Genomic DNA, 20,496 nt, shown 5'->3' with positions numbered 1-20,496 from the left:
ACCCGCCCGGCACGAGCGGACTACCAGCGCAAGGGGCCCGACGCGTCGAAGTAGCCGCCGGTCGGGCCGTCCGGGCTCACCTGGGCCATCCGGACGATGATCTCGGCGCCCTGTTCGACGGTCTGCATGCCCGCGTGCTGGTTCAGGTCCGTCGCGGTGTAGCCGGGCTCCACGGAGTTGATCCGCAGCCGCGGGAACGCCTTGGCGTACTGCACGGTGAGCATGTTGACCGTGGTCTTGGAGGCCGGGTAGGCGACCCCCGGGTAGCCCTTTCCGCCCTCGGCCAGCGAGGCCAGGCTGCTGCTGACGTTGACCACGACCGGCGCGGCGGAGCGCTCCAGCAGCGGCAGGAAGGCGTGGGTCACCCGGACCACGCCGAAGACGTTGGTCTCGAACACCTCCCGCATCACATCGGCGGTCAGGTCCGCCGCGCCGATGATCTCGCCCTCCGGGGAGCGCACCTCGATCCCGGCGTTGTTGACCAGGACGTCCAGGCCGCCCTCGGCCTCGATGGTGGCCGCCGCCGCGGCGACCGACGCGTCGTCGGTGACGTCGAGCTGCACGAACCGCGCGCCGAGCCCGGCCGCGGCCGCCCTGCCCCGCTCGATGTCGCGCGCTCCCACATAGACGGTGTGGCCCGCGGCGATCAGCCGGCGGGCGGTCTCATGGCCGAGACCCTTGTTGGCTCCGGTGATCAGAGTTGTCGTCATGGATCACAGCTTCCCTTCGGGATGACACGATCGACCACTGGTTTACGGCACCGGTGTGAGTCCGCACCGGTCGACCGGGACCGGATGCGGGCGGCGGCCGTGGCGGCGAGGGGCTGCCCGAGCACGATCCCGAGCAGGACGAGGACCAGCCCGCATATCTGCCGCCAGGTGAGGGGCTCATGGGCGATGACCGTGCCGAGCAGCACCCCGGTGACCGGGTTCAGCAGTCCGACCAGGCCGACCGCGGCCGCCGGAAGACGGCGCAGCCCGGTGAACCAGGCGGCGAAGGCGACCGCGGTCGCGACGACGGTGACATAGGCGAAGGCGAGGATCGCGCGCCCGTCGAGGTGCGGCGGTGCCCCTTCGTACAGGAGGGCCGGCGGAAGCACGACCAGGCCTCCGGCGATGAGCTGCCAGGACGTCGAGGCGAGGACATCGGCCTGGGCGCTCCACCGCTTGGCGAGGACATAGCCGAAGGAGGACGTCACCATCGCCGTGACCGACGCCAGAAGCCCGAGCGCGTCCAGGGTGACCGTGCCGGTGAGCAGCATCAGGCACACGCCCGCGACACCGATGCCGCCGCCCAGCAGCGGGAGGCCCCGGGGGCGCTCCGCGATCACGGCCCAGGCGAGCAGCATCAGGGCCACCGGTGAGCCCGCCATGACGGTCGCGGCGATGCTCGTCGGCAGCAGCTGGGCCGCGAGATAGACCAGGGCGAAGAAGGACCCCATGTTGAGGGTGCCGAGCACCAGGGACTTCCACCACCACGACCCGCGGGGCAACTGCCGGCGCAGCGCCAGCAGCAGCACTCCCGCGGGCAGGGCCCTGATCGCCGCGCCGTAGAACGGGTGGCCGGTGGGGAGGTATTCGTGGGTGACGAAGTAGTTCGTCCCCCAAGCGACCGGAGCGACCGCCGTCAGCAGGGTCCATCGCAGGGTAGCTTCCATGGAAGGAATATAGCTTCCAGGGAAGCTACGATGGAACCGTGCACGACTACGAGGATCACGTCGCCCGTATCCAGGCCGAGTGGGCGCGCGAGCGTCCGGACGTGGATGTGAGTCCCCAGGGTGTGATCGGCAGGCTTCATCGCCTCGCCGGATTCCTGACCGAGCAGCTGTGTCTGGTCTACCGGCGCTACGGATTGAGCGAGGGAGAGTTCGACGTCCTGGCGGCGCTCCGCAGGGCCGGGGACCCCTTCGAGCGCGCCCCGGGCGAGCTGGCCGCGTTCACCATGGTGACCACGGGGGCGATGACCAAACGCATCGACCGGCTGGAGCGGGACGGGCTGGTCACGCGTCGCCGGTCCGCCGCGGACGGCCGGGGACGCGTGGTCGCGCTCACCCCGGCGGGCCGGGAGCTGATCGACCGGGCCTTCGCCGACCACATGAGCAATGAACGCCGGATCCTCGACGATCTCAGCGCCGACGAGGCCGCACGCCTGGAAACCCTGCTCACCGCGTGGCTGGCCCGCGTCGAGCCACCGGCGTGAGGACCCGAGGGGGCGCGGCGCGTGCGGGCCCCCTCAGACGGCGTGCTCCAGAAAGCGCGCCGCCGTCTCCTTCAGCACCTCCCGGCCGTCCCGTGCCCACAACGCGTCGTTGAACAGCTCGACCTCGATCGGGCCGGTGTAGCCCGCCGTCTCGACGTGGCCCCGCCACTCCCGCATGTCGATCGCGCCGTCGCCGATCTGGCCCCGGCCGTTGAGGACGCCTGCGGGCAACGGGGTTGTCCAGTCGGCGAGTTGGAAGGCGTGGATACGGCCCCCCGCGCCCGCGCGGGCGACCTGCGCCGGAGCCTGGTCGTCCCACCAGATGTGGTACGTGTCCACGGTCACCCCCACCTGGTGCGCGGGGAAGCGTTCCGCGAGGTCGAGGGCCTGGGCCAGCGTCGAGACCACGCAGCGGTCGGCGGCGAACATCGGGTGCAGGGGCTCGATGGCGAGGCGGACGCCATGGGACCCGGCGTAGGGGGCCAGTTCGGCGAGGGCGTCGGCGATGCGTCCGCGGGCCGCGCCCAGATCCTTGCTGCCCGCGGGGAGGCCGCCGGAGACCAGGACCAGGGTGTCGGTGCCGAGCGCCGCCGCCTCCTCCACCGCGCGCCGGTTGTCGGCCAGGGCGGCGGCCCGCTCACCGGGGTCGATCGCGGTGAGGAACCCGCCCCGGCACAGCGTGGTCACCTCAAGACCCGCCGACCGGACCAGCGCGGCCGTCTCCGGGACGCCGTACGCCTGGACCGGCTCGCGCCACAGGCCCACCTTTCCGATGCCGAACTCACCGCAAGCGGCGACCAGTTCGGGCAGGGACAGCTGCTTCACCGTCATCTGGTTGAGGGAGAAGCGGTCGAGCGCGCCACCGGTCACTGCTGGACTCCGTACAGGGTGAGAAGGGTCTTCATGCGGCTCTCGGCGAGCCCCGGGTCCGGGAACAGGCCCAATCCGTCGGCGAGTTCGTAGGCGCGGGCCAGGTGCGGGAGGGAGCGGGCCGACTGGAGGCCGCCCAGCATGGAGAAGTGCGACTGATGGCCGGCCAGCCAGGCGAGGAGGACGACGCCGGTCTTGTAGAAGCGGGTGGGGGTCTGGAAGAGGTGGCGGGACAACTCCACGGTGGGATCGAGGAGTTGGCGGAAGCCGGACACGTCCCCCGTGTCGAGGTGTCGTACCGCCTCCGCCGCCAGCGGGGCGAGCGGGTCGAAGATGCCGAGCAGGGCATGGCTGAAGCCCCGCTCGTCGCCCGCGATCAGCTCGGGGTAGTGGAAGTCGTCGCCGGTGTAGCAGCGCACGCCCGCCGGGAGACGGCGGCGCAGGGCGATCTCCCGCCCCGCGTCCAGGAGGGAGATCTTGATGCCGTCGACCTTGTCCGGGTGGGCCGCGATCACGGCGAGGAACACCTCGGTGGCGGTGTCCAGGTCGGCCGAACCCCAGTAGCCCTCCAACGCCGGGTCGAACATCGGGCCCAGCCAGTGCAGCACGACCGGCTCGGCGGACTGGCGGAGCAGATGGCCGTAGATCTCCTGGTAGTCCTCGGGCCCGGTGGCGCTCGCGGCCAGGGCGCGCGAGGCCATCAGGATCGGCTGGGCGCCCGACTCCGCCACGACCGCGAGCTGTTCCTCGTAGGCCGCGCGGATGTCCATGAGACTCCCGCCGGTGAGCTGGTCGGTGCCGACCCCGCAGGCGATGCGCCCGCCGACCGCCTTCGCCTCGGCCGCGCTGCGCCGGATCAGCTCGGCGGCCCCCGCCCAGTCCAGGCCCATCCCGCGCTGCGCGGTGTCCATCGCCTCGGCGACCCCGAGGCCCTGCGCCCACAGATGGCGGCGGAAGGCGAGGGTCGCGTCCCAGTCGAAGGCGGCGGGCGAGTCGGGCGAGACGTCCGCGTACGGGTCGGCGACGACATGGGCCGCGGAGAAGACCGTACGGGAGGTGAAGGCCGTGCCGGAGGACGGCCGGAAGGGCTCGGGGCGCGGGTCGTACGTGCGCAAGGTGCCGTCGGAGGAGGGGAGTCGAATGGTCACAGCGTGATCTCCGGTACCGCGATGCGGCGGCCCTCCGCCGCCGACTTCAGTCCCAGTTCGGCGAGTTGGACGCCACGGGCGCCGGCCAGCAGGTCCCAGCGGTACGGCGCGTCGGCGTACACATGCCGCAGGAACAGCTCCCACTGCGCCTTGAAGCCGTTGTCGAACTCCCCGTTGTCCGGGACCTCCTGCCACTGCGCGCGGAACGGCTCGGTGGCCGGGATGTCCGGGTTCCAGACGGGCTTGGGGGTCGTACCGCGGTGCTGGATCCGGCAGTTGCGCAGGCCCGCCACCGCTGAGCCCTCCGTGCCGTCGACCTGGAACTCGACCAGTTCGTCGCGGTGGACGCGCACCGCCCAGGAGGAGTTGATCTGCGCGATCGCGCCGCCGTCGAGCTCGAAGACGCCGTACGCGGCGTCGTCGGCCGTCGCGTCGTACGGCTTTCCGTGCTCGTCCCAGCGCCGTGGGATGTGGGTGGCGGTGAGGGCCTGGACGGAGGTGACGCGGCCGAACAGTTCGTGCAGCACGTACTCCCAGTGCGGGAACATGTCGACGACGATGCCGCCGCCGTCCTGCGCACGGTAGTTCCAGGAGGGGCGCTGGGCGTCCTGCCAGTCGCCCTCGAAGACCCAGTAGCCGAATTCGCCGCGCACCGACAGGATCCGGCCGAAGAAGCCGGCGTCGACGAGCCGCTTCAGCTTCAGCAGGCCCGGCAGGAACAGCTTGTCCTGGACGACGCCGTGGCGGACGCCCTTCTCCCGTGCCAGGCGGGCGAGTTCGAGGGCGCCGTCCAGGCCGGTGGCGGTCGGCTTCTCGGTGTAGATGTGCTTGCCCGCGGCGATCGCCTTCCTGATCGCCCCCTCGCGGGCGGCGGTGACCTGCGCGTCGAAGTAGATGTCGACGGACGGGTCGGCGAGCACGGCGTCCAGGTCGGTGCAGACGTGCTCCAGGCCGTGCCGGTCGGCGATCTCCCGCAGCGCGTGCTCGCGGCGGCCGAGCAGGATCGGCTCCGGGCGCAGCACGGTGCCGTCGCCGAGGTCGAGGCCGCCCTGCTCGCGCAGGGCGAGGATCGAGCGCAGCAGATGCTGGCGGTGGCCCATGCGCCCGGTCACGCCGTTCATGGCGATGCGCACCGTCGTCTCGCGTGTCACGTCGGTCCCCTCCACGGGCCCTCTTCGGGTCCTCTTCTGTGGCGCTGTGCGCCGTGTGTCCGCTGCGACAATCGTCATAGAAAGCGCTTTCTACAGGGGAGGAAGCTAGCCTCAGGACGGCGGTCGGCACAAGACCTGTCCGGGTTCCGGGCCCGGTCCGAGCGGGCGGGGCGCCGGTGGGGCGCGGGAACCGAAGCCCTGTTCAGGCCGTCTACCTGGCCTGACGAGACCACGAGATGCGCGACCGGAGGACGACGAGATGACCGTGACCCTGGCGGACGTGGCCGCGCGCGCCCAGGTCTCCCCCGCGACGGTGTCGCGGGTGCTGAACGGCAACTATCCGGTGGCGGCGCCGACCCGGGAGCGGGTGCTGCGGGCGGTGGACGAGCTGGACTACGTCCTCAACGGCCCCGCGAGCGCGCTGGCCGCCGCCACGTCCGACCTGGTCGGCATCCTCGTCAACGACATCGCCGACCCCTTCTTCGGGATCATGGCGAGCGCGATCCAGGCGGAGATCGGGGGCACCGGGGGGCGGGCGGGCGGTGAGCGGCTCGCGGTGGTCTGCAACACCGGGGGCTCGCCGGAGCAGGAGCTGAAGTATCTGACGCTGCTGCAACGGCAGCGGGCGGCGGCGGTCGTGCTGACCGGCGGTGCGGTGGTGGACGCGCCGCACGCGGCGGCGGTCGCGGCGAAGCTGCGCAAGCTCGGGGAGGGCGGGACGCGGGTGGTGCTGTGCGGCCGGCCCCCGGTGCCGGACGCACGGGCGGTCGCGCTCACCTTCGGCAACCTCGGCGGGGCGCGGGCGGTGACGGAGCATCTGGTGGGGCTCGGGCATCGGCGGCTCGGGTACCTCGCCGGGCCCGAGGACCGGTCGACGACCCGGCACCGCCTGGAAGGGCATCGCGCCGCGCTGGCCGCGGCGGGCATCGAGGAGGATCCGCGCCGGATCGTCCACGGGCCGTTCGACCGGCGCTCCGGCTACGAGGGCGCGCGTGAACTCCTGCGCCGCGACGCGTCGTTGACGGCTCTGGTCGCCGCGAACGACTCCGTCGCGGCGGGGGCCTGCGCCGCCCTGCGGGACTCTGGCCTGCGCATCCCCGAGGACGTGTCCGTCACCGGCTTCGACGACCTCCCGGTGGCCCTGGACGTCGCCCCCGGCCTGACGACCCTCCGCCTCCCCCTGACCGAGGCGGGCGCCCGCGCCGGCCGCATCGCCATGGGCCGCGAGGAGGCCCCGGCCGGGGGGATCGGCGAGGTACGGGGGGAGCTGGTGGTGCGGGGGTCGACGGGGGTGGCACGGGACTGAGGGGGCGGGCGACCGGGGCGGGCGCCGACGGGGCGGAACGGCGGCCCGGAGGGCGGGCGTGGCGCCGCCGAGGTGAGCGGCGGTCCAGGGACGACCGGCGCACCACCACGAGCACCGGCCGACCGGCGGCCGGACAGGGACACGGGCGAGACGGAACGACGATCAGGCGGGCAGGCGGGCCCCGCCGCCGGAGTGGGCGGGCCGGGGTGCCCATCCGGAGCGGCGCGGACCGGCAGGCCGCGAACCGGGGCGACGCGAACCGGCAGAGGGCGGCGCGGACCGGCAGGGGGCGGCGCGGACCGGCAGAGGGCGGACCGGCATCGCGCGGCGCAGCCCTCGGCAGGCCGTAGGGCGTCGATGGGGGCGGGCTGGTCGGCGGCCGTCGGCGTGGTGCCGGGGTTCGTGGGTGGCTTCTCGCAGGCACGCCGGGTCTTCACGCGTGCGGGCCGGGGCGAAAGTCCCGGTCGCGGCCGGACCGGCCGCCACCAGGGATCGGTGGCGGCCGGCTGTGTGTCGGGGGTGATCAGAAGGTGATCGAGTCCTCGGCGCTGACGTTCGTCGGCTGGAGGGGCTGGTAGCCGCGGGCCAGGAGTTGGGCGGTGACGGTCACGGTGTTGTGGTTGCCGCCGCCCCCGTAGCCGTAGCCGTAGCCGCCACCGGTTCCGCCGGGGAGGGTGATGGTGAAGGGGACGGTGAGGGTGCCGCCGGGGAGCAGGCGGTCGGCGAGGGGCTGGGGGAGCTGGGCCACCAGGTGGCCGCCCTCGCTGGTGACGGTCGCCGGGATGCCGTCGATCGTCACCTGGACGTCTCCTGGCGCGGGGTTGGTGCTCGCGCTGATCAGCAGGCGGGCGCCCGGGTCGGCGAACTCCGGCCCGTCGGCGGGGCTGTGGAAGACGGCCGTACCGGCGACCCCGGTGGCCGTGGTGTGGAGGTCGACCTGCGCGGTGGCCGTGCCGTCGACGGCGAAGTCGTAGGTGGTGCCGTTCACCGTCAGGTTGTCCACGTAGGTGTCCAGCGACGCGGTCGTGTCGCCGAGGCTGCCGACGTTGCCGATCAGCCCGATCACCCCGCTGGTGTCACCGGTGCACGCGGCGGCGAAGTCGCTCAGCGGCGCGTCGCCACCGGCGGGGAAGCTCGCGACCGCACGCGAGGTGCGCCAGATGCCCGAGGGGCCCGAGTCCCAGTGCTGCCAGATGTCCGGGACGACCCCGTGCCGCCCTTCGGCGTCCGTGGCCAGCTGGGGCTGGAAGCTGAGCGTGGTGAAGGCGCCGTTGCAGAACATCGGCAGCTGGAGATTGGGCCCGGTGCCGGTCGTCGTCGTGTGCGCGCTGTCCACGTAGGAGTCGTAGGAGATCTCCGAGGCGAGGACGGTGCTCAGCTGGACCCCCGCCGTGTAGTAGTGCGCGGCCTGCGACTGCTGGCCGGGGCCGATGGCCAGGTGCAGGCTGCCGTTCCAGTGGACGGGATCGGCGAAGGGCGACACCTCCTGGACACCGGGCGGGTTGGTCGAGGGGCCCTGGTCCTGGAGGCGGAGCCAGGGGCCGGCGGGGCCCAGGTCGGCGGCGGTGACGCGCTGGGTGGCAGCCTGGGCGGACGGCGCCAGGCAGAGCACGGACGCGCCCGCGGTCAGGACCGCCGTCACATACGCAGTCAGTCTGTTCAAGCGCAACGAAGGACTCCCATCGGGTGCCGAGCAGGCACTGAGTGCGGCCGGCTGCGATCAGTTGGTCACACTTTGTCCCGATGGGAGTCCCCGGACGATCCACGACACCGACAGCCCGTGCCGCCTCACCCGATGGGCCTACCCGCCGCCTGCCTGCCCCTTACACCTGCGGCCGGTGCCCTCGTTCCTGGTGCGGGAACGTCTGGTTCCCGTCGGGCAGCCGCGGCGCGGGCAGCGTCGCCACCTCCTCCTGCGCCTTCTTGAGCTGCTCCGCCGTGTCATCGGGCAGCCGGGGCGCGCGCGTGCTGCTCCGGGAGAAGCGGAAGGCGCTGGTGAGGTCGCCGAAGGTGGCGCGCCGCCAGTCGGTCACATTGGGCTCCTCGACCCCGGTGAAGCGCTCCAGGAACTGCAGGGCCGAGGTGTGGTCGAAGGCCTCGGTGGCGACCCAGCCGCCCACGGTCCAGGGGGAGATGATGATGGCCGGGACCCGGAAGCCGCCGCCGATCGGGAGGCCGCCGATGAACTCGTCCTTGGTCCCGGCGGGCGGGGTGGGCGGGACGACGTGGTCGAAGAGGCCGTCGTTCTCGTCGTAGTTGAGGATGAAGGCCGTCTTGCGCCACACCTTCGGGTTGGCGGCGATGGCCTCGATCTTCGACGCGACGAAGTCCGCGCCCGCGGCGGGCAGATAGTCCGGGTGCTCCGACTGGTAGCTGGTCGGCATGATCCAGCTCACCGCCGGCAGCCGGTCGTTGCGGGCGTCGTCCTCGAAGGTGCCCGCCGGCTGCGGCCGTACCCCGCGCTCATAGAGGTCGGAGCCGGGCTGGGCGTTCTTGAAGGCGGCGAACTGCTCCAGCAGGTTGCAGCCGTAGTCGTCGTCCTGCTGGTAGACCTTCCAGCTGACCCCGGCCGCCTGGAGCCGCTCGGCGTACGACGTCCAGCGGTACGGCGTCGGGGCCGTGTTGCTGATGATCGGGCCGCCCTGGGTGCCGCCGGGGTCGATCGAACCGGACATCCACATCAGGCGGTTGGGCCAGGTGGGGCCGAGGACCGAGCAGAAGTAGTTGTCGCAGACGGTGAAGGTCTCCGCGAGCGCGAACTGGAACGGGATGTCCTCGCGCGTGTAGTACCCCATGACATAGGGGCCGTTGACACCGTCGGCCTTGCGGTGGGCGGGCAGCCACTGGTCCATCTTGCCGCCGTTCCACGCCTGGTGCTGCACGGACCAGGCGTGGCTGGTGGACGGGATGGCCTGGGCGCTGGACTTGTGGGTGTCGAGGTGGAAGGGCAGCAGATAGCCCTTCGGGTTCTCGGCGTCCGGCTGGTAGAAGACGTTGCGCCCGGTGTCGAGCCGCCGCGCGTGCGGGTCGGCGAAGCCGCGCACACCGGAGAGCGTGCCGAAGTAGTGGTCGAAGGACCGGTTCTCCTGCATCAGCAGGACGACGTGCTCGATCTCGTGCAGGGAGCCGTGCCGGGGCGGTTCGGCGGCCACCGCCTTCTGCACGCTGGGCGGCAGGAGGGAGAGGGCGGCGGCACCGCCCACCACACCGGCAGCCGAACCCAGGAGTCTGCGTCGAGTCAACTCTGCCATGAATTGCCCTTCTTGAGGGTTCTCGTGGACCAGACCAGCAGACACTCTCTACCCACGCCGATCGGCGTGGCAGAGCTCGGTGGTGAAAACCCGGCCAACACCTGGGGTCCCTTTAGGGAAGTCATGACATTGCGGCTTATGCCGAGACGAGCTGGGCACCCGGCGCGTCGAGTAAGGTCCCGGGGCATGAAGCTGGCGTTCTCCACTCTCGGTGTCCCCGGCCTGCCCGTCCCGGACGTCCTGGCGCTCGCGTCCGAGCACGGCTACCACGGAGTCGAACTGCGCGCCCATCCCGAGGAACCGGTCCACCCCGGCCTCTCCCCCGCCGAACGCGCCGATGTCGCCGCGCTGTTCCACGGCTCCGGCATCGAACCGCTGTGCGTGGCCGGGTACGCGCGGGTCGCCGCGCCCGGTGACGACGCGGCGGTGCTCGACGAGCTGCGCGGGCTGCTGCGGCTCGCCCATGATCTCGGCGCGCCCTTCGTCCGGGTCTTTCCCGGGGCAGACACCGGTGGCGGGGAGACCGCCCGTGCGCAGGCCGACGCGATCGCGGCCCGGCGGCTCGGGACCGCCGCCGAGGACGCGTCCGCGCTCGGGGTGCGGATTCTGCTGGAGACCCATGACTCGCACCGCACCGGCGCCGACGCCATCCGGGTGCTGGGCCCGGTGGGGCATCGGCAGGTGGGGGCGCTGTGGGATGTGATGCACACCTGGCTGGGCGGCGAGCAGCCCGCGCAGACGTATGCGGCGCTCGCCCCGCAGCTGGGATATGTGCAGGTCAAGGACATCGCTTCGGCCGAGGACACCACCCCGCTGCCGCTCGGCGCGGGCGTGCTGCCGCTCACCGAGTGCGTGGAGGTGCTGAGCCGGGGCGGCTGGGACGGCTGGCTGTGCTGGGAGTACGAGAAACGGTGGTACGAGCAGGCCGCCCCGCTGCCCGGCCTGCTCGCCGCGGGCCGCGATCACCTCGTACGACTGCTCGGCGAGGCGGCGTAGCCCGTACGGTCCCCTCAGTAGGTCAGGCCGTGGCCGATCGGGTAAAGGATCTTCGTCGGGTCGTCGGCCCGCTGCACCGGTACCGGGAGCTTGCCGCGCGGCTTGACGCGGCCCGCGATCACCTTCGCGGCGGCCCGGAGTTCGACGTCGGTCCAGCAGTACGACGCCAGGCAGGCCCGGACACCGGGGAGTTGGGCGATGTCGTACGGGTTGCGCACGGCGAGCGCCACCACGGGCTTGCCGGTCGCCAGCAGGCGGTCCACCAGGGTGCGTTGGGAGCTGTTCGCCGTCACGTTGTAGGTGCCGACCACCACCGCGTCCGCGTCCTGGGCGGCGGCCACCGCCTGGTCGATGGCCGCCGCGGACGGGCTGGTGCCGGTCGGCAGCGCGGTGGCGGTGAAGCCCGCCTCGGTGAGGGCGGCGGCCAGGACGCCGGTCGGCGGGCCCGTCGTACCGGACGGGGAGTCCGGGTCGGCGCCGACCACCAGGAGGCGGGGCTGGGTATGGCGGTTCAGGGGCAGGGTGCCGCCCTCGTTGACCAGCAGGGTCGTCGTGCGCTCGGCGATGCGGTCGGCGGTGGCCAGATGGGACTTGGTGCCCACCGCGTGGTCCACGCCCTTGCGGTCGACGTGGACGCCGTCGAAGAGGCCGAGCCGGGACTTCAGCCGCAGGATGCGCAGGATCGATTCGTCGAGGCGGGCCTCGGTCAGCTCGCCGTCCTGGACGGCCGTCAGGACCGCGTTCCAGGCCGTGTCGATGGACGGCGGGTTGAGCAGCTGGTCCACGCCGGCCTTCAGCGCGAGCACCGGCACCCGGTCGTCGCCGTACTTGGTGCGCACGCCCTCCATGCCGAGGGAGTCGGTGATCACCACGCCGTCATAACCCAGTTCGCCGCGCAGGATGCCGGTGAGGATGGGCTCGGAGAGGGTGGCCGGGTCGCCGGAGTCGTCCAGGGCCGGGAACTCGATGTGCGCGGTCATGATCGAGTCGATGCCCGCCGCGATCGCCGACCGGAACGGCACCGCGTCCAGCTTCTCCCACAGCTCCCGGCTGTGGGTGATGACCGGGAAGCCGTAGTGGCTGTCGACCGCGGTGTCCCCGTGCCCCGGGAAGTGCTTGGCGGTGGCGGCGACGTGAGCCGACTGATAGCCCTTCACCTCGGCCGCGACCAGCTCCGCGACCGCCGCCGGGTCGGCGCCGAAGGAGCGCACCCCGATCACCGGGTTGGCCGGGTTGACGTTCACATCGGCGTCGGGCGAGTAGTCCTGGTTGATGCCGAGGGCGCGCAGTTCGGTGCCCGAGATCCGGCCGACGGTGCGCGCGTCGGCCGCGGACCCGCCCGCCCCGATCGCCATCGCGCCGGGGAAGAGCGTGGCGGGCTCGCCCACCCGGCAGACCGCGCCGTGCTCCTGGTCGGTGGCGATCAGCATCGGCAGGCCGCGCGGCTGGCCCAGGGACGCCTTCTGGATGCCGTTGGACAACTCCGCGATCTGGTACGGGTTCTGGGTGTTGTGGGCCCAGGTGAAGTAGATGATCCCGCCGACCCGGTACTTCTGGATCAGCTCGGCCGCGGTGCGCACGCCCAGCTCGCTCAGATTGGTGTCGATGTCGGTCTGGTCGGGGGCGGTGGCGGAGGCGCCGTAGACCCGCATCACGAAGAGCTGGCCGACCTTCTCCTGGAGCGACATCCGGGAGATCAGGGCCTTGAGACGGCGCTCGTCGGGGGTGGCGGCGCGGGCCGTGGTGGGCACGGTCAGCGCGGCGGTGATCCCGGCCCCCGCGGCGAGGACGGTACGCCGGGACAGCCGGGCGCCGCCCCCGCCCCCGGTGTTTCCTGTGCCTCTCTTGCTGGTGTCGCTTCCCGTGCTGGTGTCGGGCACGTGCGCTCCTTCCCAGAGGAGAACTGCTGAAGGAAACTTCCAAGGAGTCACCAATATCCGGGAAGTTTCTTTCCGTCAAGGGAGCGCACAGCGGCCAGCGTGTCGACGCGGGCGGCGGTTCAGCAGAGGATCCAGCCCGAGCTGACGCCGTTCTGGCCGACCGCGCCGCTGATCCGGACACAGCGGTGCCCGGCGTGCACGGTCACCGGCCCGGCATGGTGCAGATACCGGCCGGTGTCCTTGGCCGGGCGGCTGCCGCGGGCCTGGACGCTGACCGACATCGCGCGGACGGTGCCGGGGCTGCGGGCGAGGGTCATGGCGCAGACGTAGTCGCCCTGCTGGTAGACGCGGGTGACGCCGGAGGCGAAGGAGAGGGTTCTGACCTGTTCCCCCGAGCAGCTGCTGGGCGCCGCCTGTGCGGTGCCGGAGGCCGCGAAGGCCAGCAGTCCGGCCGCGGCCAGCAGGACCGGACCGAGCGTGAGACGCCGGCGTATCGCACCACTTTCCACGTGTTCGTCCTCCCTGAAACGCGTCCAGGCCGTCCCCCGGCGGCCGTACGCATGTACGACGCAGGGGGTATGCCGGATGGTTGCACGATCGTCATCCGCGCGGATCAGCGGAGCGCGGCGGGCCCCGCGGCTCAGCGGGCCCCGGTGCTTAGAGAACCGCGCCCACCGGCTCCTCCGGCTCGGAGCGCCCGGCGAAGGTCCGCCACAGCTCGGCGTACCGGCCGCCGAGGGCGAGCAGCTCCTCGTGCGTGCCGTCCTCGGCGATACGACCGTGGTCCATGACCACCACCCGGTCGGCGCGGGCCGCGGTGGTGAGGCGATGGGCCACCACCAGTGTCGTACGACGGCCCGCCAGCCGCTCGGTGGCCTGGTTGACCTGGGCTTCCGTGGCGAGGTCGAGCGCGGCCGTGGCCTCGTCCAGGAGCAGGATGTCCGGGTCGACCAGTTCGGCGCGGGCCAGCGCGATCAGCTGGCGCTGGCCGGCCGAGAGATTGCGGCCGCGCTCGGCGACCTCGTGCAGATAGCCGCCGTCGAGGGTGGCGATCATCTCGTGCGCGCCGACCGCCCGCGCGGCCGCCTCCACCTCGGCGTCGGTGGCGTCGGGGCGGCCGTAGGCGATGGCGTCGCGGACGGTGCCCGGGAACAGGTACGCCTCCTGGGGCACCACGCCGAGCCGGTGCCGGTAGGCGGTCAGGTCCAGGTCGCGCAGATCGGCGCCGTCGACGGTGACCCGTCCGGCCGTCGGGTCGTAGAACCGGGCCACCAGCTTGACCAGCGTGGACTTTCCGGCGCCGGTCTCGCCGACGAAGGCGACCGTCTGGCCCGCGGGGATCGTCAGCTCGACGTCGGCGAGGGCGGCTTCGTCGTCGCCGTACGCGAAGCACACGCCCTCGAAGGCGATGTCGCCGCGCAACGACGTGACATCACGCGGCTGCTTCGCCTCCTTCGTGGACGTCGGCTCGCGCAGCAGTTCCTGGATGCGGCCGAGGGAGACGGTGGCCTGCTGGTAGCCGTCGAAGACCTGGGACAGCTGCTGGACGGGGGCGAAGAAGAGGTCGATGTAGAGGAGGTAGGCGACCAGGGCGCCGGTGGTGAGGGTGGCGGCCTCCACCCGGCCCGCGCCCGCGATCAGTACGGCGGCCGCGGCGAGCGAGGACAGCAGCTGGACGAACGGGAAGTAGATCGATATCAGCCACTGGCCGCGCAGCCGGGCCGCGCGATAGCCGTCGCTGCGCCCGGCGAACCGCCGCCCGCCGTCCTGCTCGCGGCGGAACGCCTGCACGATCCGCAGCCCGGACACCGACTCCTGGAGGTCGGCGTTGACCGAGGAGACGCGCTCGCGGGCGAGCTCGTACGCCTTCACGCTGGCCCGGCGGAAGAAGAAGGTGGCGATGATCAGCGGGGGCAGCGTGACGAAGACGACCAGGGCGAGCTGTACGTCGATCACCAGCAGGACGACCATGATGCCGAAGAAGGTGACGACCGAGACGAACGCGGTGACCAGGCCGGTCTGGAGGAAGGTGCTCAGCGCGTCGACATCGGTGGTCATCCGGGTCATCACCCGGCCGGTCAGCTCGCGCTCGTAGTAGTCGAGGCCGAGCCGCTGGAGGTGGGCGAAGATCTTGAGCCGGAGCGTGTAGAGGACGCGTTCGCCGGTACGGCCGGTCATCCGGGTCTCGCCGATCTGCGCGGCCCACTGCACCAGCACCACCAGCAGGGCGAGCAGCGAGGCCGACCAGACGGCGCCGATGGCCAGCTTGGTGACACCGGCGTCGATGCCGTGCCGGATCAGCACCGGCAGCACCAGGCTCGCGCCCGCGTCGACGGCGACCAGGGCCAGGCTGACCAGCAGCGGCAGCCCGAAGCCGTGCAGCAGCCGGCGCAGGCCGTAGGAGTCCTCGGGCCGCACCGCCTTGTCCTCATCGACGTCGGGGGTGTCGGTGGCCGGGGGCAGGGCGTCCACCTGGGCGAGGAGTGCGGGGGTGGCGGGGGTGCCGGCCAGCGCCATGTCCTTGGGCGCGCGGTCGCCGGTCCACAGATGGGGGGTGACGCCGCGCTCGGCGTCGTACTCCGCGTCCAGCTCGGCGCGCAGGCTGTCGTCCTCGATCGGCTCGCCGTCCGGCGGTGTGTGGCCGGGCGAGACGCCGCCCAGCTCGTCCGGGTCGGTCAGCAGCCTGCGGTAGAGGGCGGAGCGGCGCTGTAGCTCCTCGTGGGTGCCGAGGTCGGCGAGCCGGCCGCGGTCGAGTACGGCGATGCGGTCGGCGAGGTTCAGGGTGGAGCGGCGATGCGCGATCAGCAGGGTCGTACGGCCGCGCATGACCTCCTTGAGCGCCTCGTGGATCTCGTGTTCCACGCGGGCGTCAACGGCGGAGGTGGCGTCGTCCAGGACCAGCAGGCGGGGGTCGGTGAGCAGGGCGCGGGCGAGCGCGACGCGCTGGCGCTGGCCGCCGGAGAGGGTGAGGCCGTGCTCGCCGACCGTGGTGTCGTAGCCCTCGGGCAGTTCCCGGATGAAGCGGTCGGCCTGGGCGGCGCGGGCGGCGGCCTCGATCTCCTCCTGGGTGGCGTCCGGGCGGCCGTACGCGATGTTGGAGCGGACCGTGTCGGAGAAGAGGAACGAGTCCTCCGGGACCAGGCCGATCGCGGCGCGCAGCGAGGAGTGGGTCAGCTCGCGGACGTCGTGGCCGCCGATCAGGACGGCGCCGTGGGTGACGTCGTAGAAGCGCGGCAGGAGCAGGGAGAGGGTGGACTTGCCGGAGCCGGAGGAGCCGACCACGGCCAGCGTCTCACCCTGGCGTATCTCGAAGCTGAGCCCGTCCAGGACCTTGGTGTCGTCGGCGTACCCGAAGGACACGTCGTCGAACTCGACGGTCGCGGGCGCGTCGGCGGGCAGCTCCCGGGTGCCCTCCCGCATGGTCGGCTCGGTGTCGATCAGCTCCAGGACGCGTTCGGTGCCGGCGCGGGCCTGCTGGCCGACGGTGAGGACCATCGCGAGCATGCGGACCGGGCCGACCAGCTGGGCGAGGTAGGTGGAGAAGGCGACGAAGGTGCCCAGCGTGATGTGCCCGCGCACCGCGAGCCAGCCGCCGAGGGCGAGCATGGCGACCTGGCCGAGCGCCGGGACGGACTGGAGGGCGGGGGTGTACCTGCTGTTCAGGCGGATGGTGCGCAGCCGGCCCGCGAACAGCTTGCGGCCGACCGCGCGCAGCTTGCCGGTCTCCTGCGCCTCCTGTCCAAAGCCCTTGACCACGCGTACGCCGCTCACCGCGCCGTCGACCACGCCCGCGACGGCGGCGGCCTGGGCCTGGGCGTACCAGGTGGCGGGGTGCAGCTTGCTGCGGCTGCGCCGGGCGATCCAGCCGAGCGCGGGGGCGACGGCGAGGGCGACGAGGGTCAGCGGCAGCGACAGCCACGCCATGATCACCAGGGAGACCAGGAAGAGCAGCACGTTCCCGATGGTCATCGGGAGCATGAAGAGCAGGCCCTGGATCAGCTGGAGGTCGCTGGTGGCGCGGCCCACGACCTGCCCGGTCGACAGCTCGTCCTGGCGGCGGCCGTCGAGGCGGGTGATCGTGTCGTACATCTCCGTCCGCAGGTCGTGCTGGACGTCGAGGGCGAGCCGGCCGCCGTAGAAGCGGCGGACGTAGGTGGCGGCGTAGACGAGCACGGCGGCGACGACGAGGGCGCCGGCCCAGGGGGTCATGGAGCGGGTGTGGGCGCCGATCACATCGTCGATGATCACCTTGGTGATCAGGGGGACGACGGCGGTGACGGCCATACCGGCGAGCGAGGAGCCGAGGGCGAGGAGGACGTCCTTGGGGTAGCGCCAGGCGTAGCCCGCGAGTCGTCGTGCCCATGCCCGATGTGGTTCCACGCGGTGCCTCCCGGTTGTCGTACTTTTCCGGAAGGCACCAACGCGGGCGCGGGGCGATTTCATCCCGCCGTAACAATCGGCCGTCGGACGCGCACCCGCAGGCGTGCCGGTATGCAGGCATGCAGTTATGCGGGCATGCAGATATGTCAGGCGCGCACCCGCAGGTAGTAGAAGCGCGTGATCTGGGCCGGGTTCTGGTTGTCGTCGCTGACCAGGAGGACCTTCAGGCGGCCGGTGCGGTCGCGGCCCGTGACGGTCATGCCCTCGATGTTGTCCAGGAGCGGGTTGGGCTGGGGCTCCTTGGCGGTGGCGCCGAGGGAGGGGCAGTCGGCGATGTCGGCGAGCAGCGTCTTCTTCATCACCCGGACGCCGCTCTGGCCGGTGAGGTTCTCGATGCCGCTGGTGTCCGTGGCGTGCCGCGGGTCGGCCAGGTAGAGGCGGACGGTGTTGCCGACGCCCGCGGTGAAGCCGCGCTCCAGGACGAGGAGCCGGCCGTCGGGCGTGGCCTGCACCTCGGGGACGCCGAGCCCGGCGTCGATGCGGTACGCGTACTGCGCGGCCAGCCGGAAGTGGTCGCCCTTGGTCCGGGTCCAGGTCTGGAAGCGGACGAGGTCGGCGCTGTCGCCCGCGATCGGGTCCTCCATGGACGCGAGGAGGGTGTGGCCGCCGGGCAGCAGGGTCAGGCCCTCGAAGGTCTGGTTGGAGGTGGCGCGGCCCGCGGGGGCGACGAGCAGGGAGGACGGTACGGGGAGCCGGTCGAGGATCTTGCCGTCGCGGGAGTAGCGGCGGATGGAGGGCTCCACCTCGGAGGTGATGAGCCGGGTGCCGTCGCGGTCGATGACGAAGCCCTCGGAGTCGAGGTCGGCGCCGTTCTCGTCCGCGAGGTGGACGGCGGACTTCGGCTGGAGCGTGCGGGCGTCCAGGTCGAACAGCTGGGACCGGTCCTCCAGGGCGGCGAGCGATCCGTCGCGGTCCACGGCGAGGGCGGAGAAGTTGCCGACGAAGGTGCCGTTGTACGTCGTCTTGTCGAGCGCGTCGGAGAAGCGGTCGATGGAGACGGTGGACGAACAGGCGTGGCCCGCGTGTGCGGTGGAGCCGAGGTGGGTGGCGGGCCGGGCCGCGGCGGGCCCGGCGGCGGTCAGCGTGGTGGCGGCCGCCAGGCCGGCGGTGACGGTGGCGATGACATGTCTCAGGCGCATAGTCGATCACCGTAGCGGTGAGTCAACTACGCGCGGGAGACTTTGTGTTGACTTCGTGCTGAAAGCTTGAGGCTACTGTGCGGGCGTGGCGACGAACGCCTCGCTCGGCCTGCTCGTGGGGACGTAGAGCGTCGTCTTCGCGGTGGTCGGCACGAGGTCCTTGTGGACGGCCTTGGCGACGTTCTGGATGGTGGTGACGCCGTAGTCCATGGTGCTGTTGTCCTGGGTCAGCACGGACATCATGTAGTCGTGGCCCGCGCCGTTGAAGGTGCCGAGGCTGTGCACGCGCCAGCCGTGCGTGGAGCGCTGGAGCCAGCCGTTCTTGACGTGCACGGAGACGGTGGACGGCGCACCGGCGGGGGTGCCCCAGCGCTGGTCGGAGACGACCTGCCCCATCAACTTCTGTATGTACGCGCGCGAGTTGTCACTGAGCACGCTGTTCTTGGCGGTGACCAGCTGGAGCAGCTTCTGCTCGTCGGCGGCGTTCTCCTGGGTCAGGCCCCAGTAACCGCCGCTGCCCGGCACGGTCTTGGTCATCTTGGCGGCGGCCAGGAAGCCCTTGATCTTCGTCAGGCCCAGCTGCTTCCACAGCTTGCTGGTGGCGTCGTTGTCCGACTTGGTGATCATGGCGGTGGCGAGCGAGGTCTCGGTGCTCGTCAGGTACCGGTTGTACTTCTTGGCGTCCCAGAGCAGGGTGGCGAGCACGGTGACCTTGACGGTGCTGGCCGAGTCGTACGCGGTGGTGCCGCGCAGGGTGCAGGTGGTCTTGGTGCTGCGGTCGTACAGGCCGATGGCGACGGTGCTCTTGCGGTTCGCGAGCGCCGCGGTGATGTCCTTGGTCAGCTTGGCGGCGAGGCCGGCCTTGCCCGACGTACAGCTCACGGCGGGCGTCGTCGCGGCGGCCGGGGTGGCGGCCGCGACGGTGGGTATGAGCAGCGCGGCACCGAGCGCCGCGGCCGACGCCTTGGCGCGCCGGCTGAAGCGGTGGGTCATGGAGGGTCCCCCTGGGAACGACGTGTGGACGCACCCCTGATGGGCACGTACGGCCCTTTGACTCGCAGGGGTGATCGGAAGTTGCACACATGTTCTCAAGACGAGCGTTCCAACTGACCAAAAACCGGCAATGCTTCGTCCATGCCGGAGCAGAACGAGTTCCCTTTCGACCGGTTGGGGCTGAGGCGCGGCCGGGTCACGCCTCGAAGTCGTACTCCAGGACGTACGCGGCGGAGTCGAGGACCATCTCGTTGAGCTCGGCCACCCGGCCCTCCGCGTCGAAGGCCGTGCGGGCGAGGTGGATCACGGGGGCGCCGGGTGGCAGCTGCAGCCGCTCGGCCTCGGTCCGGCTGGGCATCCGGGAGCGGAGTTCCTCGCGGAAGCGGGCCGGGGCGTGGCCGAGGTCGGCGAGGCGGGCGTAGACACCGCCGGGGCCGGTGTCCGGCTGGGTGATCGGGGTGCCTGTGACAAGGTCGGCGGGCAGGTAGGACGTGGCCAGCAGGACCGGCTTGCCGTCGAGGACGAAGCGACGGCGGCGGACGCACAGGCTCACGGCCTCGTCCAGGCCCATGACCCCGGCCACGGCCGCCGACGCGGGCTCGTGCGCCACCCCGACGGAGTCGACGGCGAGTTCACGGCCCCCGATGTCCGCCGCCCAGACGGACCGGCCCTCGCCCCATCCCGCCCGCGCGAGCCGCTCGATGCCGCGACGCCGGATTGGCCGGAAGTCCCTTGCGAACGGCGTCCGTTCCATGTCCTGACCGTTCATATGGCCCACTCCGCATGTCCCTCGTGGTCGGTGCCGACCACATACGACGGTACGGCGAACCCGAACCCGACGGCGCAGGCCGTGGCCAACGCCGAGGGTTCGGCGGCAGAAAGCGGTGTGTGACCGTCTTCTACTGCTCCAAGTGCGGGTGCGAGCTCACCGGGGATCTGGTGGTTCTGCCTGCCGTCCCGGATGTCGACGACCCGGACGACGGCCGGGGCAAGAAGAGCGGGCAGGCCCGGTCCACAGTCCCTCGTGGGTGCTGTGCCATCGACCCCGAGCCGTGGGGCGCCGATTGCATGGGGCCCAATGAACTCCACCTCGACCCCGTCCGCGTCTACGCCGGGTAGCCGG

The 20,496-nt window shown here is 72.0% G+C and carries 16 protein-coding genes and 1 pseudogene; 4 read left to right on the top strand and 13 right to left on the bottom strand.

What is annotated here, in order from left to right; all coding sequences use genetic code 11:
• Positions 1–20: 20 nt before the first annotated feature.
• Complete coding sequence (locus AB0N90_RS11390) at positions 21–710, bottom strand: SDR family NAD(P)-dependent oxidoreductase (protein ID WP_365195103.1); 690 nt, start codon at positions 708–710, stop codon at positions 21–23.
• Positions 707–1,657, bottom strand: coding sequence for a DMT family transporter (locus tag AB0N90_RS11385; RefSeq protein WP_365195101.1), 951 nt, complete (start codon positions 1,655–1,657; stop codon positions 707–709). The genes AB0N90_RS11390 and AB0N90_RS11385 overlap by 4 nt, the downstream gene beginning before the upstream one ends.
• 38 nt (positions 1,658–1,695) lie before the next feature.
• Between AB0N90_RS11385 and AB0N90_RS11380 the strand changes: the two genes are divergently transcribed.
• Positions 1,696–2,199 carry a MarR family transcriptional regulator gene (locus tag AB0N90_RS11380; protein ID WP_346078974.1) on the top strand — a complete coding sequence of 168 codons (504 nt, stop codon included), beginning with the start codon at positions 1,696–1,698 and terminating at the stop codon, positions 2,197–2,199.
• 33 nt (positions 2,200–2,232) lie between these two features.
• On the opposite strand, the gene AB0N90_RS11375 is transcribed toward AB0N90_RS11380, so the two are convergent.
• Genes AB0N90_RS11375 through AB0N90_RS11365 form a run of 3 tightly spaced genes read right to left on the bottom strand, consistent with a single transcriptional unit; the run spans position 2,233 to position 5,368 of the window.
• Positions 2,233–3,030 carry a sugar phosphate isomerase/epimerase family protein gene (locus AB0N90_RS11375; protein WP_365195786.1) on the bottom strand — a complete coding sequence of 266 codons (798 nt, stop codon included), beginning with the start codon at positions 3,028–3,030 and terminating at the stop codon, positions 2,233–2,235.
• 35 nt (positions 3,031–3,065) lie between these two features.
• On the bottom strand, positions 3,066–4,217 hold the full coding sequence (locus tag AB0N90_RS11370; RefSeq protein ID WP_365195098.1) for a dihydrodipicolinate synthase family protein: 1,152 nt from the start codon (positions 4,215–4,217) through the stop codon (positions 3,066–3,068).
• Positions 4,214–5,368 carry a Gfo/Idh/MocA family oxidoreductase gene (locus tag AB0N90_RS11365; RefSeq protein WP_365195095.1) on the bottom strand — a complete coding sequence of 385 codons (1,155 nt, stop codon included), beginning with the start codon at positions 5,366–5,368 and terminating at the stop codon, positions 4,214–4,216. Before AB0N90_RS11365 ends, AB0N90_RS11370 begins: the two co-directional genes overlap by 4 nt.
• Before the next feature lie 259 nt (positions 5,369–5,627).
• Here AB0N90_RS11365 and AB0N90_RS11360 point away from each other — a divergent pair, with 259 nt between their 5' ends.
• Positions 5,628–6,674, top strand: coding sequence for a LacI family DNA-binding transcriptional regulator (locus tag AB0N90_RS11360; protein ID WP_365195092.1), 1,047 nt, complete (start codon positions 5,628–5,630; stop codon positions 6,672–6,674).
• A 523-nt stretch (positions 6,675–7,197) separates the two neighbouring features.
• Here AB0N90_RS11360 and AB0N90_RS11355 read toward each other — a convergent pair.
• Together AB0N90_RS11355 and AB0N90_RS11350 are read right to left on the bottom strand one after the other, a co-directional pair.
• Positions 7,198–8,337, bottom strand: a complete 1,140-nt coding sequence (locus AB0N90_RS11355; RefSeq protein ID WP_365195090.1) for a hypothetical protein — start codon at positions 8,335–8,337, stop codon at positions 7,198–7,200.
• Between the two features lie 160 nt (positions 8,338–8,497).
• The gene (locus AB0N90_RS11350; protein WP_365195087.1) at positions 8,498–9,925 is read right to left on the bottom strand and encodes an alkaline phosphatase family protein; all 1,428 of its coding nucleotides are present in this window, start codon (positions 9,923–9,925) and stop codon (positions 8,498–8,500) included.
• A gap of 186 nt (positions 9,926–10,111) precedes the next feature.
• On the opposite strand from AB0N90_RS11350, the gene AB0N90_RS11345 reads away from it, so the two are divergent.
• The gene (locus tag AB0N90_RS11345; protein ID WP_365195085.1) at positions 10,112–10,921 is read left to right on the top strand and encodes a sugar phosphate isomerase/epimerase family protein; all 810 of its coding nucleotides are present in this window, start codon (positions 10,112–10,114) and stop codon (positions 10,919–10,921) included.
• Between the two features lie 14 nt (positions 10,922–10,935).
• Here AB0N90_RS11345 and AB0N90_RS11340 read toward each other — a convergent pair whose 3' ends face one another.
• From AB0N90_RS11340 to AB0N90_RS11315, 6 genes and pseudogenes are all read right to left on the bottom strand, one after another.
• Positions 10,936–12,726 carry a glycoside hydrolase family 3 protein gene (locus AB0N90_RS11340; protein ID WP_365195783.1) on the bottom strand — a complete coding sequence of 597 codons (1,791 nt, stop codon included), beginning with the start codon at positions 12,724–12,726 and terminating at the stop codon, positions 10,936–10,938.
• Between the two features lie 194 nt (positions 12,727–12,920).
• The gene (locus tag AB0N90_RS11335; RefSeq protein ID WP_365195083.1) at positions 12,921–13,310 is read right to left on the bottom strand and encodes a hypothetical protein; all 390 of its coding nucleotides are present in this window, start codon (positions 13,308–13,310) and stop codon (positions 12,921–12,923) included.
• A gap of 148 nt (positions 13,311–13,458) precedes the next feature.
• Entirely contained in the window at positions 13,459–17,181 is a 3,723-nt protein-coding gene (locus AB0N90_RS11330) for an ABC transporter ATP-binding protein (RefSeq protein ID WP_365195082.1), read from the bottom strand.
• Positions 17,182–17,327: 146 nt separating this feature from the next.
• Positions 17,328–18,380, bottom strand: coding sequence for an esterase-like activity of phytase family protein (locus tag AB0N90_RS11325; protein ID WP_365195080.1), 1,053 nt, complete (start codon positions 18,378–18,380; stop codon positions 17,328–17,330).
• A 72-nt stretch (positions 18,381–18,452) separates the two neighbouring features.
• A complete protein-coding gene (locus tag AB0N90_RS11320) occupies positions 18,453–19,373 on the bottom strand; it encodes a serine hydrolase (RefSeq protein WP_365195078.1) in 921 nt (306 codons plus the stop codon).
• Positions 19,374–19,569: 196 nt separating this feature from the next.
• Positions 19,570–20,112 (bottom strand): annotated as a pseudogene (locus AB0N90_RS11315) (UTRA domain-containing protein); the annotation flags it as partial.
• Between the two features lie 149 nt (positions 20,113–20,261).
• On the opposite strand from AB0N90_RS11315, the gene AB0N90_RS11310 reads away from it, so the two are divergent.
• The gene (locus tag AB0N90_RS11310) at positions 20,262–20,492 is read left to right on the top strand and encodes a hypothetical protein (protein ID WP_365195075.1); all 231 of its coding nucleotides are present in this window, start codon (positions 20,262–20,264) and stop codon (positions 20,490–20,492) included.
• The last annotated feature ends 4 nt before the right edge of the window (positions 20,493–20,496 follow it).

This window comes from Streptomyces sp. NPDC093018 (assembly GCF_040684035.1).
GTDB classification, from domain to species: Bacteria; Actinomycetota; Actinomycetes; order Streptomycetales; family Streptomycetaceae; genus Streptomyces; species Streptomyces murinus.
This window is presented reverse-complemented; position numbering and strand designations above follow the sequence as displayed.